12 protein-coding genes are annotated in these 14,095 nt (G+C 71.4%); 4 read left to right on the top strand and 8 right to left on the bottom strand.

The window, feature by feature from the left end:
• Nucleotides 1-303: 303 nt before the first annotated feature.
• From pgl to tkt, 6 genes are read right to left on the bottom strand one after another with little or no spacing between them, the layout of a single operon-like run.
• Complete coding sequence (gene pgl, locus Voc01_RS49240; RefSeq protein WP_203934719.1) at nucleotides 304-1,080, bottom strand: 6-phosphogluconolactonase; 777 nt, start codon at nucleotides 1,078-1,080, stop codon at nucleotides 304-306.
• Nucleotides 1,077-2,063, bottom strand: a complete 987-nt coding sequence (locus tag Voc01_RS49245; protein ID WP_203934720.1) for a glucose-6-phosphate dehydrogenase assembly protein OpcA — start codon at nucleotides 2,061-2,063, stop codon at nucleotides 1,077-1,079. Before Voc01_RS49245 ends, pgl begins: the two co-directional genes overlap by 4 nt.
• A complete protein-coding gene (zwf, locus tag Voc01_RS49250) occupies nucleotides 2,060-3,586 on the bottom strand; it encodes a glucose-6-phosphate dehydrogenase (RefSeq protein WP_203934721.1) in 1,527 nt (508 codons plus the stop codon). Before zwf ends, Voc01_RS49245 begins: the two co-directional genes overlap by 4 nt.
• 4 nt (nucleotides 3,587-3,590) lie before the next feature.
• Nucleotides 3,591-5,210, bottom strand: a complete 1,620-nt coding sequence (locus tag Voc01_RS49255) for a phosphoglucose isomerase-related protein (protein WP_203934722.1) — start codon at nucleotides 5,208-5,210, stop codon at nucleotides 3,591-3,593.
• A complete protein-coding gene (gene tal / locus Voc01_RS49260; RefSeq protein ID WP_203934723.1) occupies nucleotides 5,207-6,340 on the bottom strand; it encodes a transaldolase in 1,134 nt (377 codons plus the stop codon). The genes Voc01_RS49255 and tal overlap by 4 nt, the downstream gene beginning before the upstream one ends.
• Before the next feature lie 16 nt (nucleotides 6,341-6,356).
• The gene (gene tkt / locus Voc01_RS49265; protein ID WP_203934768.1) at nucleotides 6,357-8,483 is read right to left on the bottom strand and encodes a transketolase; all 2,127 of its coding nucleotides are present in this window, start codon (nucleotides 8,481-8,483) and stop codon (nucleotides 6,357-6,359) included.
• A gap of 376 nt (nucleotides 8,484-8,859) precedes the next feature.
• Between tkt and Voc01_RS49270 the strand changes: the two genes are divergently transcribed.
• The 4 genes from Voc01_RS49270 (at nucleotide 8,860) to Voc01_RS49285 (ending at nucleotide 12,085) form a co-directional block, all read left to right on the top strand.
• Nucleotides 8,860-9,798, top strand: a complete 939-nt coding sequence (locus tag Voc01_RS49270; RefSeq protein ID WP_373873976.1) for a heme o synthase — start codon at nucleotides 8,860-8,862, stop codon at nucleotides 9,796-9,798.
• 253 nt (nucleotides 9,799-10,051) lie between these two features.
• The gene (locus Voc01_RS49275; RefSeq protein ID WP_203934725.1) at nucleotides 10,052-10,375 is read left to right on the top strand and encodes a hypothetical protein; all 324 of its coding nucleotides are present in this window, start codon (nucleotides 10,052-10,054) and stop codon (nucleotides 10,373-10,375) included.
• Nucleotides 10,359-11,273: an ATP-grasp domain-containing protein gene (locus tag Voc01_RS49280; RefSeq protein ID WP_373873974.1), complete on the top strand. Its 915-nt coding sequence runs from the start codon at nucleotides 10,359-10,361 to the stop codon at nucleotides 11,271-11,273. The genes Voc01_RS49275 and Voc01_RS49280 overlap by 17 nt, the downstream gene beginning before the upstream one ends.
• An 8-nt stretch (nucleotides 11,274-11,281) precedes the next feature.
• The gene (locus Voc01_RS49285; RefSeq protein ID WP_203934726.1) at nucleotides 11,282-12,085 is read left to right on the top strand and encodes a hypothetical protein; all 804 of its coding nucleotides are present in this window, start codon (nucleotides 11,282-11,284) and stop codon (nucleotides 12,083-12,085) included.
• Here Voc01_RS49285 and Voc01_RS49290 read toward each other — a convergent pair.
• Together Voc01_RS49290 and Voc01_RS49295 are read right to left on the bottom strand one after the other, a co-directional pair.
• On the bottom strand, nucleotides 12,066-12,998 hold the full coding sequence (locus tag Voc01_RS49290) for a ribose-phosphate diphosphokinase (protein ID WP_203934727.1): 933 nt from the start codon (nucleotides 12,996-12,998) through the stop codon (nucleotides 12,066-12,068). The genes Voc01_RS49285 and Voc01_RS49290 overlap by 20 nt on opposite strands.
• A complete protein-coding gene (locus Voc01_RS49295) occupies nucleotides 12,995-14,014 on the bottom strand; it encodes a COX15/CtaA family protein (protein WP_203934728.1) in 1,020 nt (339 codons plus the stop codon). The genes Voc01_RS49290 and Voc01_RS49295 overlap by 4 nt, the downstream gene beginning before the upstream one ends.
• Between the last annotated feature and the right edge of the window lie 81 nt (nucleotides 14,015-14,095).

The following is a 14,095-nucleotide window of genomic DNA, read 5'->3' on the forward strand; positions in this document are numbered from 1 at the left end:
CCCTATCTCGCGCTATGTCCGGGCTTATCCGGGGCCACAACTGCAAGATCGGCGGGAGAAGGGCGGCGGGCGCGGTGCGGCGGGCGCGGGCGCACCGGGCGGGGGCGGCGAGCGTGCGCCAGCGGCGCACGGGCCAGCGCCGGGGCACAGGCTAGCCACGGGCGAGCGTCGGGCACGGGCCAGCGGCGCACGGGCCGGCGTCGGGCAAGCGCCGGGCACGGGCCCAGCCGCGGGCGGCAGGGCGGGGCAGGCCGAGGGCGATGCGGGCGCGGCAGGGCGGCGGAGGGCGAGGCGGGCAGAGGGTCAGCGGCGGAGGCTGCGGAACTTGGGGGCCACGTGGGCGGCTGCCGCTCGGTCCAGGAGCCAGAACGTCCGTTCCAGGCCCCGCACCCCCGCCGCCGGGATCTGTACCGGGCCGGCGCCGCTCAGTGCCAAACCCACCGCGTCGGCCTTGCCGGGGCCGGCCGCTATCAGCCAGACCTCCTCGGCCGTGTTGATGGTGGGGAGGGTCAGGGTGGTGCGGACGGGCGGGGGCTTCGGGCTGCCCCGCACCGCCGACACCGGGCGGGTCTCGTACGCCACCGGGTGCTCCGGGAAGACCGAGGCCACATGCCCGTCCTCGCCGACGCCGAGGAGTACCACGTCGAAATGGGGCAGCCGGGCCGTACCGGGCTTCGCCGCGTCGGCGAGCATCGAGGCGTATCTCTCCGCCGCCGCCTCCGGGTCGTCGCCGTCGGCGCCGTCGGAGGCGGGCATCGGGTGGACCAGAGCCGGATCGACCGGGATGTGGTCCAACAAGGAGGAGCGGGCCTGCTTCTCGTTGCGGTCGTCGCTGTCGGCCGGCACGAAGCGCTCGTCGCCCCACCAGAAATGGACATGGGACCAGTCGACCGCGTCGCTCACCGGCGCCTCGGCCAGCGCACGGTACATCTTCGCGGCGATCGTGCCACCGGTCAGCACCACCGAGGCGGTGCCGCGCACCGTCTGGGCGTCGAGCAGCTTGATCGCCAGGCGGGCGGCGGCAGCATGGGCGAGGACATCCGGGTCCGAGTGGACCACCACCGAAGATTCAGACGTCACGCGGCATACACAGCCTCGGGACGCTCGGCCAGGGCCGGATCGTGCCAGACGTGGACCCGCACCGGCGAGCGACCGTCGAGCCCGGTGGTACCGGTGACGGCGCCGAGGGCCGCCGCGTACGGCTGGTCGGGGTCGAGCCGGCGCAGCTCCTCGGCCAGCTCGTCACCCAACGCCCGGCCGACCAGGGGCAGCACCCGCTCGGGCAGCCCCGGCCGCCGCAGGATGCACGTGTTGTCGCGCTGGGCCTCCAGCTCGACGTCGACGCCACCGCCGAGGGTCACCCGCACCCCGGCCAGCGTCGGCGCGGTCTCCAGGGTCGGAACGACCCCCAACCGGGCCTGCAGCCAGCCGCGGAGCAGGGCACCCGACGGGTCGTTCTCCGGCGCGCGCACGCACACGCCCTCGATCGGGCCCTGCAACGCGTCGAACGCGCCGGCGATCAGCGTGCGCCACGGGGTGGTGCGGGTCCAGGAGAGGTCGGTGTCGCCGGGGGCGTAGTCGTCGGCGCGGGTCCGCAGCGCGGCCACCGGATCGGGTGACTGGGACGCGTCGGTGATCCGGCGGTCGGCCACCACCCCCAGCGGGTCGTGCGCGATGCGGTCCGGCGGCACCATGTGCCACCAGGTGACCACCGGCACGTCGGGCGCCAGCAGCGGCATGACCACCGACTCGGCGTGCAGGGCCAGCCGGCCGCGCATGCGCATCACGACCGCCTCGCACGGGCCGAGCCGCCCGCCGACCACGATCTCCGCGTCGAGCCGCGACTGTTCGATCTTCACGTCGTACCGGGCGACGATGATGATCCGGCAGGGGTGGGCGGCCGCCGCGACCGTGGCCGCCGCCTCCGCGTCCCGGATTCTCTTCTCGTCGACGACCACGACGAGCGTCAACGCGATGCCGCTCGCGACGCCGCCGGCGCTGCGGCGCTCGGCGGCGAGCGCGTGCGCGACCGACTCGCCGTCGGTGTCCCACAGAGAGATCATGCCCGCCTCCAGGCCCGGCCGTCGCGGCCGAGCATCTCGTCGGCCGCGCGCGGCCCCCACTCACCGGACCGGTACGTCTCGGGCGTCGTGCCCGCCCACGCCTCCTCCAGCGGATCGATCACCGCCCAGCTCGCCTCGACCTCGGCGGCATCGGGGAACAGCGTCTTGTCGCCGATGAGGACGTCGAGCACGAGCCGTTCGTACGCCTCGGGGCTCGAGTCGGTGAACGCCTCGCCGTAGGAGAAGTCCATCGCGATGTCGCGCAGCTCCATCGCGGTGCCGGGCACCTTGGAGCCGAACTTCAGCACCACACCCTCGTCGGGCTGCACCCGGATGACCAGCTGGTTGTTGCCGAGCATCTCGACGTCGTCGGCGTCGAACGGCAGGTGCGGCGCCCTCTTGAACAGCATCGCGATCTCGGTGACGCGCCGCGGCAGCCGCTTGGCGGCCCGCACGTAGAACGGCACCCCGGCCCAGCGACGGTTCTGGATGCCCAGCTTGATCGCCACGTAGGTCTCGGTCTTCGAGTCGGCCGGCACGCCCTCTTCCTCGAGGTAGCCCTTGACCCGCTCGCCGGCGACCCAGCCGGGCAGGTACTGCCCGCGCACGGTGTCGGCCGCCACGTCCTTCGGCGGGGCGATCGCCCGGAGCACCTTGAGCTTCTCGGCGCGGATCTGGTTCGGGGAGAAGCTGGTCGGCTCCTCCATCGCGATCAGCGAGAGCAGCTGCAGAAGGTGGTTCTGCACCACGTCGCGGGCGGTGCCGACGGAGTCGTAGAACGCGGCCCGCGTACCGATGCCGACGTCCTCCGCCATCGTGATCTGCACCGAGTCGACGTGGTGCGAGTTCCACACCGGCTCGAACAACGCGTTCGCGAACCGCAGGGCGAGGATGTTCTGAACCGTCTCCTTGCCCAGGTAGTGGTCGATGCGGAACACGTCGCGCGGCGTGAACACGTCGTCGACCAGCGCGTCGAGCTCCTTGGCCGACTGCAGGTCGTTGCCGAACGGCTTCTCCACGATGACCCGGCGCCAGCCGCCGCTGCGCTTGTTGTCGGCCATGCCGGTGCGCCCGAGCTGCTTGAGCACGATCGGGAACGCCGCCGGCGGGATCGACAGGTAGAACGCCGCGTTGCCCGGGATGCCGTGCGTCTTGTGCAGCTCGTCGAGCGTCTGGGCGAGCTGGTCGAACGCGGTGTCGTCCTCGAACGACCCGGGCACGAACTTGATGTTGCCGTGCACGCGGGCCCAGACGTCCTCGCTCCACGGCGTGCGGGCGTGCTTCTGGGCGGCCGCCTTGGCGATCGTCTCGAAGTCGCCGTCACCCCAGTCGCGACGCGCGAAGCCCAGCACGACGAAGCCGGGCGGCAGCAGGCCGCGGTTCGCGAGGTCGTAGACCGCCGGAATCAGCTTCTTCCGGGCGAGGTCGCCGGTGACGCCGAAGATCACGAGGGCGCACGGCTCCGGGATCCGCGGGAGCCGACGGTCCTGCGGGTCCCGGAGCGGGTTCGTGGAGATGTTCATCTACTCAGCCTTTGCGCAATGCCTCGAGCAGCTGGGCGATACCGGCCTTGCGGTCGGTGAGGTGCAGATGCAGCAGCGGCCGGTGCCGCCCGGAGAGTGCCTGCCGGTCACCACCGGCCTGCGCGGCGATCAGCTCGCCGAACGTGTACGGCTTGCCGGGCACCGGCGAGTCGTCGGTGACCGCGCCGGTGATCTGCAGGAACGCGCCCTCCTGCGGCCCACCCTTGTGGTACTGGCCGGTGGAGTGCAGGAACCGCGGCCCCCAGCCGAACGTCACGGCCCGGCCGGTCTGCGCGGCCAGCAGGGAGCGGACCTCCGCGACCGCGGCGTCGCCGAACCGGTCGAGGTAGGCCATCACCGCGACATAGCCTCCGGGCTCGGCGGCGCTCAACATGTGATGCACGGCTTCGGCCAGAGAAGATCCGGTGCCATAGACCTCGATCGCGCCGTCGACGAACGACGGCGACGCCGACGGGAGCCCGCTGTCGAGGATGCGGTTGGTGTTCTCCTTGCTCTCCGCGACGTTGGGCTGGTCGAACGGGTTGATGCCGATCACCCGGCCGGCGATAGCCGTGGCGAACTCCCACGCCAGGAACTGCGCACCCAGCGGGCCGTTGACCGACAGGTGCGGGTCGACGCCGGCGCCGGGCACCGCGTCGGGCCCGAGCGCGCCCCCGTAGGTGACGGTGAGCACGTCGGAGCCGATGGCGCCGGGGCTGGTGGGCGTCTCGACGACGACCGGCAGGATGCCGCGGCCCTCCTTGCCGGTCGACTCGGCGAGCAGCTGCTCGGCCCAGTCGCCGAGGCCGATGATGCCGGTGCCGTCGGAGATCAGCGCGACCTTGTCGCGGCCGGAGAGCGCCGCCGCGCCGAGCGCCGCGCCGAGGGCGAGCGCCGGGTTGCCGGTGTCGCCGGCGAGGGACGCGTGGAACTCGTCGGCCTGGTCGAGCAGCTCCGCGACGTCGACGCCGGCCAGCGCGCTCGGCACCAGCCCGAACGCGGTGAGCGCGCTGTACCGCCCGCCCACCTCGGGGTCGGCGAGCACCACGTGCGCACCCATCTCGCGGGCGGTGCCCTCGAAAGGTGACCCCGGGTCGGTGACGACCACAAATCGCCCACCGATGTCGTCCAGGCCGGCCTCCTCGAAGGCCGCCAGGTACGCCCGGCGGTGGCTGTCGGTCTCGACCGTCGAGCCGGACTTGCTCGCCACGACCACGACCGTGCGGGACAGCCGGTCGCCCAGGGCCCGGCGGATCTGGTGCGGGTCGGTGGTGTCGAGGATCGTCAGCTCTTTGCCGAGCGTGGCGGTGATGACCTCGGGTGCCAGCGACGAGCCGCCCATGCCGGCGAGCACCACGTGGTCGAGCCCGCGCGCGGTGAGCTCCTTGCGCAGCTCGGCGAGCTGGGGGAGCAGCTCGCGGCCGCGGCGGTGGGTGTCGACCCAGCCCAGCCGGATCTTCGACTCCGCCTCGGCGGCGGGACCCCACAGCGTGGGGTCCTTGTCCACCAGCTTGGCCGCGACGCCGTCGTCGACGAGCTTGTCGTAGGCCTGGGTGGCGCCCGGCACCTGCCGGGCGCCCCGCACGGAGAGCCCGGCGGCTCCCTCGATGTCGAGCTGGTTCACTTCCCGGCCGCCTTGTTGGGCTTGTCGGCACCCTCGCGCGCCGCGTCCAGCGACTTCTGGACCCCGTCGAGCAGCTCGTTCCACGACGCCTCGAACTTCTCGACGCCCTCGCGCTCCAGCGTCTCGAACACGTCGTCCAGGTCGATGCCGACCTCGGAGAGCTGGGCGAACTCGCGCTCGGCCTGCTCGTAGAACGGTCGGATCGAGTCCTTGGTCTCGCCGTGGTCGGCGAACGCGTGGATCACCGGCTCGGGCATCGTGTTGACGGTGCCGGGCGCGATGAGCTCCTCGACGTAGATGACGTCGCGGTACTCGGGGTTCTTCGTCGAGGTCGACGCCCACAGCGGCCGCTGCGGGTTGGCGCCGGAGAGCGCCTTCCACCGGTCGCTGGAGAACTTCTCCTCGTACAGCTTGTAGGCGAGGCGGGCGTTGGCGACGGCGGCCTTGCCCTTCAAGGCGTTCGCCTCGGGTGAGCCGATCTTGTCGAGCCGCTTGTCGATCTCGCTGTCGACCCGCGAGACGAAGAAGCTCGCGACCGACTGCAGGTCGCTGACGTCCTTGCCGTTGGCCTTGGCCTGCTCGACGCCGGCGTGGAACGCGTCGATCACCGCGCCGTAGCGCTCGAGGCTGAAGATCAGCGTCACGTTCACCGAGATGCCCTCGGCGAGCACCGCGGTGATCGCCGGAATGCCCGCCCTCGTGGCAGGGATCTTGATGAACAGGTTGGGCCGGTCGACCAGCCACCACAGCGCCTTCGCCTCGGCGATGGTCTTGTCGGTGTCGTGGGCCAGCCGCGGGTCGACCTCGATCGACACCCGCCCGTCGGCCCCGTTGGACGCGTCGTACGCCGGCTTCATGACGTCGCACGCCCAGCGCACGTCGTACGTGGTGAGCATGCGGGTGGCCTCGTCGACCGTGACCTCGCGCGCGGCCAGGTCCTTGACCTGCCAGGCGTAGTCGTCGGCGGCGGACAGCGCCTTGGCGAAGATCGTGGGGTTCGTGGTGACGCCGACGACGTGCCTGTCGCGGTGCAGGTCGGCGAGGGTGCCGCTCTCGAGGCGCTGCCGGGAGAGATCGTCGAGCCATACCGCCACGCCGGCGGCGCTCAGCTGAGCCAGTCTGTCCGTCATTTGTCGTCTCTCTCCTTCAGCTACCGGTGGTGGAGCCCTTGATGACGCCGGCGCGCGACAGCGACGCCCGCGCCGACGCGACCACCCGGTCGGGGGTGAAGCCGAACTGCTCGAACAGGACCTGGTACGGCGCGCTGGCGCCGTAGTGCTCGATGCTCACGCACTCGCCGTACGGGCCGACGAGGTCGCGCCACGACATCGCGATGCCGGCCTCGACGCTCACCCGGGCCAGCACGTCGGGCGGCAGCACCCGGGCCTGATAGGCCTGGTCCTGTGCCCGGAACCACTCCTGGCACGGCATCGAGACGACGCGCGTGGGCGTGCCCGCGGCCTCCAGCTGCTCCTGCGCGGCCACGGCGAGCGGCACCTCGGAGCCGGTGGCGATCAGGATCACCTCGGGCTGGCCGTTCGACGCGTCCTTGAGGATGTAGCCGCCCTTGGCCGTCTCGTCGGCGTTCGCGAACTCGCCACGGTCGACGATCGGCAGGTTCTGCCGGGTGAGCACCAGCGCGGTGGGCCGGTCGGTGTGCTCCAGCGCGTTCTTCCAGGCCTGCGCCGTCTCGTTGGCGTCGCCCGGCCGCACCACGTCGAGCCCGGGGATCGCCCGCAGCGCGGTGAGGTGCTCGATCGGCTGGTGCGTCGGGCCGTCCTCACCGAGGCCGATCGAGTCGTGCGTCCACACGAAGATCACCGGGATCTTCATGAGCGCGGCGAGCCGCACCGCCGGACGCATGTAGTCGCTGAAGACCAGGAACGTGCCGCCGTACGGCCGGGTCCCACCGTGCAGCACGATGCCGTTGAGGATCGCGCCCATGCCGTGCTCGCGGATGCCGAAGTGCAGCGTGCGGCCGTACTCGTGACCCGGGAACGCCTTGGTGGCGAACTCCGACGGGACGAACGACGGCTCGCCCTCCATCGTAGTGTTGTTGCTCTCGGCGAGGTCGGCCGAGCCGCCCCACAGTTCCGGCAGCACCGATGCGAGCGCGCCGAGCACCTTGCCGGACGCGGCCCGGGTGGCGATGCCCTTGGTGTCGGCCTCCCACGTCGGCAGCGCGTTCGTCCAGCCGTCGGGAAGGGTGCGGGTGCTCAGCCGGTCCAGCAGCGCCGCGCGCTCGGGGTTGGCCGAGCGCCAGGCCTCGTAGCCCTTGTTCCACTCGGCGTGCAGGGCACGCCCGCGCTGGACGACCTGACGCGCGTGCTGCAGAACCTCGTCGGCGACCTCGAACGACTTCTCGGCGTCGAAGCCGAGCACCTTCTTGGTGGCGGCGACCTCGTCCTTGCCGAGCGCCGAGCCGTGGATCTTGCCGGTGTTCTGCTTGTTCGGCGCCGGCCAGCCGATGACCGTGCGCAGCGCGATGAACGACGGCTTCGACGTCTCGGCCTTCGCGGCCTGCAGCGCCTCGAACAGCGCCTCCACGTCTTCGGTATAGCCCTTCTCACCGCGCCAGTCGACGGTCTGCACGTGCCAGCCGTACGCCTCGTACCGGGCGGCGACGTCCTCGCTCTTCGCGATGCGGGTGTCGTCTTCGATCGAGATCTCGTTGTCGTCCCAGATGAAGACGAGGTTGCCCAGTTGCTGGTGACCGGCGAGCGCGCTGACCTCGTGGCTGATGCCCTCTTCGATGTCGCCGTCGGAGCAGATCGCGTAGACGAAGTGGTCGAAGGGGCTCTCACCGGGCGCGGCGTCGGGGTCGTAGAGGCCGCGCTCGCGGCGGGAGGCCATGGCCATGCCGACCGCGTTGCCCAGGCCCTGCCCGAGCGGGCCGGTGGTGGTCTCGACGCCGACCGTGTGCCCGTACTCGGGGTGGCCCGGTGTCAGCGAGTCCCACTGCCGCAGCGACTTCAGGTCGTCGAGCGACAGGCCGTAGCCGCTGAGGTAGAGCTGGATGTACAGGGTCAGGCTGGAGTGTCCGGCCGACAGGACGAACCGGTCGCGCCCGATCCAGGTGGGGTCGGTCGGATCGTGCCGCAGCACCCGGTTGAACAACAGGTACGCGGCCGGTGCCAGGCTCATCGCGGTACCGGGGTGGCCGTTTCCGGACTTCTCCACGGCGTCCATCGCGAGGACCCGGACCGTGTCGGTCGCCCGGCGGTCGAGATCCGACCAGGTCAGCTCGCCGGATCCGGGCAGGTCGGCGGACACACTTACTTCAGTGGACACGGCGCTCGCTGCTCCTCAATAACGATTTGATGTCTCACTCGTGACCCTACCCACCACCTGGGCCGAGAACCCTTCGGATCTCGCCATTGCCCGCATGCCGGGCACCGCCTTCATTCAACACCTGCGTGGATGGCGGACGGTCGTCTTTCTCCTGACGTTCTGGATACGGATGGCGACCCCGGTTGCGGTCCCTCGCGGATCTTCCGGGCCGCGGCCCGACGCGCGTTTGCGCTGTTCTAGGATGCGCAAGGGCGTCCGTATGGCGGGACGTCGACAAGCCAAGCGATTCAGGGGTGGGTGTGTGACGGCGGTTACCGAGCAGTCCGGCCGGTCACGCCCCGCTGCTACCGATCTTCCGCTGCGTCCGGTGTCGCCGGGCGCCGTGGCCGCCGCGCGCCGGCAGGCCCGCGCGGCCGCGAAGCCGCGTTACGGCGCTGTCGCCAAGGCGTACCTGACCCTCACCAAACCGCGGATCGTCGAACTGCTCCTGGTCACCACGCTGCCGACGATGTTCCTCGCCGCGGGTGGCCTGCCGCCGATCTCCACGCTGGTCGTGGTGCTCGTCGGTGGCGCGCTCGCGGCCGGGTCGGCGAACGCGTTGAACTGCTACATCGACCGCGACATCGACCCGTTGATGAAGCGCACGGCCCGCCGGCCGCTGGTGACCCACACCGTGTCGCCGCGCAGCGCGCTGGTGTTCGGCCTGGTGCTGGGGATCATCTCGACCACGCTGATGGCGGTGTTCACCAACCCGCTGGCCACGGCGCTGACGGTCGGGGCGATCGCCTACTACGACCTCGTCTACACGATGTGGCTGAAGCGCACCACGCCGGCCAACACCGTGTGGGGCGGTGCCTGCGGCGCCGCGCCGGTGCTCATCGGGTGGGCGGCGGTCACGGGCAGCCTCGACGCGCGGGCCTGGGCGCTGTTCGCGGTGGTCTTCCTCTGGCAGCCGCCGCACTTCTACGCGCTGGCCATCAAGTTCAAGGACGACTACGCCCGGGCCGGTATCCCGATGCTGCCGGTGGTGGCGAGCATGCGCCGGGTCGGCATCGAGGTCGTCGTCTACAGCTGGCTGACGGTGGCGGCCAGCCTGGCGGTCTGGCCGCTGGGGATGAGCCCGATCTACGGATTGACGGCGATCATCGTCGGTGCACTCTTCGTGATGGAGGCGCATCGATTGGCCGGCCGTGCGTTCCGTGGACAGCCGACCCGGCCGATGCGACTGTTCCACTGGTCGATCACTTATCTGACACTGTTGTTCGTCGCGGTGGGCGTCGATTCGCTATTCGGCTGAGGCCGGATCGGACGTTCGGTCGAGGGCCGGTTTTCTGCCTGAAATGTCCGCGACACGCCGCTTTTGATATGCCATTACGGTGTGTATGCGAAACCCTTTCGAGGGGTAGAGGCCGCAGGGCTGCTTAGCAGGCATTTGTCCCGATGAATCGGGACAAACTGGGCAGCGATCGTTCTAAACTGGCAGTGTCCAGGGTCACAAACCTCTTTTGAAACCCCCCGCACACGGGCGCGATGTGCCTATCGTGGCCGTCATGGCAGATGGTTCCCATACGACGATGACGCTTGAGGCGCCGGTTGACGGTGGCCTCATCGCCGGTCTCCGGTCCTTCGCCGGCGACCACGGCGGCGCGAAAGCTGTCATCGAATATGTCGGGCGGCGGGGTTGCCGGATCGTGCTCGTCGGGGAGGACGGCGCGTGGGGCGACCAGTTCGCCCCGGCCACCGATGTCGCCCGGGAGGCGTGCGCCAGGGCCGGCGTCGTCGTCGAGAATGAGTGGGAGCGGGAGCTGATGGACAACATGCGTCCCAGCAACGACCTCTGGCGGTCCATGGCCCGCCGTGCCCTCGCGAGGTAGTCCCGTTCACCAGACCAACATCACCGCCAGCGCGGCCCGGGAGGCGTCCCGGGTCGCGCTCGTCACATGCGGGGCCCTGAACGGGCTGGACCCCGACGACGAACTGCTCCTGCGTCCCCTGAAGGAACGCGGCGTCCGGGCCGAGGCGGCCGCCTGGGACGACCCCGCCGTCGACTGGGCCGGGTACGACCTCGCCGTCCTGCGCTCCACCTGGGACTACGCCACCAGGCTCGGCGAGTTCCTCGCCTGGGCCCGCCGCGTGCCGCGGCTGGCGAACCCGGTCGCCGCCGTCGAGTGGAACACCGACAAGCGCTACCTCCGCGAACTCGCCGCCGCGGGCGTCCCCACCACGCCCACCACCTGGGTGGAGCCGGGCGGCACCTGGGAGCCGGCCGACGACGGTCCCATCGTGGTGAAGCCCTCGGTCAGCGCGGGCAGCATCGACTCCGGCCGCTACGGTCCCGACGAGCGCGACCTGGCGGCCGCCCACGTGCGGCGCCTGACCGACGCCGGCCGCACGGTGATGGTGCAGCCGTACCTGACGGCCGTCGACACGGCCGGCGAGACCGCGCTCGTACACCTCCGCGGTACCTACTCCCACGCCATCCGCAAGGGCGCCCTGCTCACCGGCCCCGACACGGGGGTCGACGGCCTGTACCGCGAGGAGGACATCTCGCCCCGCGAGCCGTCGGACGCCGAGCGGGACGTGGCGCAGCGGGTCCTCGACGCCCTGCCCTTCGACCGCGCCGACCTGCTCTACGTGCGCGTCGACCTCATCCCCGACGCGGCGGGTGAGCCGGTGCTCCTGGAGGTCGAGCTGACCGAGCCGTCCCTGTTCCTCGCCCACGACGAGCGCGCCCCGGCGCGGCTGGCCGACGCCATCGTCGGGTCGATGTAGCCGGTCCGGTGCCGCTCATCGAGGTCGAGGTGCCACCGACCGCCGCCGCGCTGATCGCGTCGCGCCGGATGCCGGCCTGGCTCGCCGCGGGTTTCGACCCGGCGCAGACGCTCTCGCCGTTTCCCGACTGGGCCGACATCGCCGACACGATCGAGGCGTACGGCGACTCCGCGGACCCGTCACTGCGCGGCGTCCTCGCGTTGATGACCGCGTACGGCCGCATCGACCGGGCCGTGACCGTCCTCGACCGGCTCGAGGAGCGGACCGCGGAGATCCTCGGGCTGTGCGACCTCGCGGTCGCGAACGGCATCGACGAGGACGAGGTCGAGCCGCTCCGCGCGGCGACGGAAGAGCTCGAGGAGATCTGGCCGGACGGGGACGACACAGCCGGCGACGACGGGAGACCCGGGGTGTCCGACCTCCTGGCTGCCGCCGACGCCGCCTACGCGGAGGGCGACCGGGCCGGCGCGCTGGCGCGGTACCGCGACCTCGCCGCCGCCGATGCCCAGGCGCTGGGAGGGTCGGGCGTCTACGCGATCACGTATGCCTGGACGGCCCTCATCGCCGATGCGGCCGAGCACGAGGGCGCCGCCGCGGCGGGCGCGCTGTGGCGCGCAGCCCGGGCGCGGAACGAGTGGTTTCCCTGGCCGGGCGCCGGTGGAGCGCTGATCCGGGGGCTGCTCGGCCGGGGCGTTCCCGACCTCCTCGCCGAGGCGGTCGCGATCCGCCGGAACCAGAGCTGGCATCTGCGGCGGCTCGACCGGGAGGCGATCGCCGCCGCCGAGGCGGAGCTCAGTCGAACAGGGCGCTGACCGACTCGCCGTGGTGGATCCGGCGGATCGCCTCGGCCAGCGCCGGTGCCACCGACAGGACCCGCAGCTTGGGCGAGGTCGCCGCCACCGGCACCGTGTTCGTGCACACGATCTCGAGCACGTCGTCCTGGGCGGCGAGGCGGTCGAGCGACCCGCCCGCGAACAGACCATGGGTGAACGCGGTGCGGATCGAGCGGACCTTGCGCTCGCGCAGCCGGTGCAGCAGCTCGAGGATCGTGGTGCCCTTGGCGATCTCGTCGTCGAGCACGATCACGTCGCGGTCGTCGACGTCGCCGATCACGGCCGCGATCTGCACCTTGTCGTCGTTGATGCGCTCCTTGGCACCGGCGGCCACCGGGACGCCCAGCATGCGGGCGAACGCCGCCGCCGGCTTGGCGTTGCCGAGGTCGGGCGACACCACGACCGCGTTGTCGAGGTCGTACTGGCGGAAGTGACCGGCCAGCTCGCGCAGCGCGTGCAGGTGGTCGACCGGCACGCTGAAGAACCCGTGCACCTGCGGCGCGTGCAGGGTCATCGTCAGGACCCGGGAGGCGCCGGCGGTCACCAGCAGGTCGGCCACCAGCCGGGCGCCGATGGAGATGCGCGGTGCGGTCTTCTTGTCCGAGCGCGCGTAGGCGAAGTGCGGCATCACCACGGTGACGCGGGCGGCCGAGGCGCCGCGCGCCGCGTCGAGCATGAGCAGCAGCTCGACGAGGTTGTCCTGCACCGGCTTCACCAGCGGCTGCACGATGTACACGTCGCGGTCGCGGCAGTTGGCCTGCAGCTGCACCTCGAGGCAGTCGTTGGAGAACCGGATGGTGCGCACGGGCTGCCGCGGCTGCCCGAGGTGGGCACAGATCTCGTCGGCCAGGTCGGGGTGGGCACTTCCGCTGAAGACGACGATCTCTTTCACTTCGTCTTGGCCTTGGCCTTCCTGGGCTGGGTTCTGGGCCGGGTTCTGGGTTCGGTCGGTGGTTGCGGCCGTGTCAGGGCGTCGGGCAACTGCGCGTGGACCGGCGTGAGCGGCGTCCGGTACGCCCGTCGCAGGTTCGCGTAGACGGCGAGCGCGGCCAGCAGCACCGCGCACGAGCCGGCCATGTGCGCGGCGACAAGGAGCCGGGGCAGGTCGGTGACGTACTGCACCAGCCCGACGAGGCCCTGTGCCAGCTCCACGAGCAGCAGTACGGCCGCGGCCCGTCGCACCACCCGCGGCGCGTCGACCGCCCACACGGCGAAGAGCACGCCGAGCGACAGCCCGACCAGCAGGAACACGCCGTCGGCGTGCAGCTGGGTCACCGCTTCGGGGTCGAGGCCGTTGCGGCGGGCGTCGGCGTCACCGGCGTGCGGACCGCTGCCGGTGACCACCACGCCGAGGAGCAGGGTCACGGCGGTGGCCGCGAGCACCGCCAGCCCGAGGTGCCGCAACGCGCGGGGTGCGGCCCAGGTGGGTCGGTCGAGGGGCGCGGTGTCGGCGATCGCCGAGCGCCACAACGCGTACGTGAACCCGATGATCACCATGGACACCAGGAAGTGGCAGCCGACCACCCACGGGTTGAGGTCGGTGAGCACCGTGATGCCGCCGACCACCGCCTGGGCGGGGATCTGTGCGAGCACCGCGCCGGCCAGGAGCACCGTGCGGCGGCTGCGCCGGCGCTGCAGCAGCGCCGAGACGAGCCCGAGCAGTGCGATCAGGCCCACCACGTACGTGAGCAGCCGGTTGCCGAACTCGATCACCCCGTAGATGCCCATCTCCGGTGTGGTGACGAAGGAGTCCTCGGTGCAGCGGGGCCAGGTGGGGCAGCCGAGACCGGAGCCGGTGAGCCGCACGGCCCCACCGGTGATCACGATTCCGACGTTGGCGATGATCGAGGCGACGGCGAGTCGCCGCAGTGCGGCCGGCGTACCCAGCAGCGCGCGAATCCGGTCCACGTGAACAAAGGGTACGGGGGTGGCCTGGATCACTCCCGGTGACCTCCGGACGGATTTGCCGATCTCCCCGGATTTACGTAA

The organism is Virgisporangium ochraceum, from assembly GCF_016863655.1.
Taxonomy (GTDB): domain Bacteria; phylum Actinomycetota; class Actinomycetes; order Mycobacteriales; family Micromonosporaceae; genus Virgisporangium; species Virgisporangium ochraceum.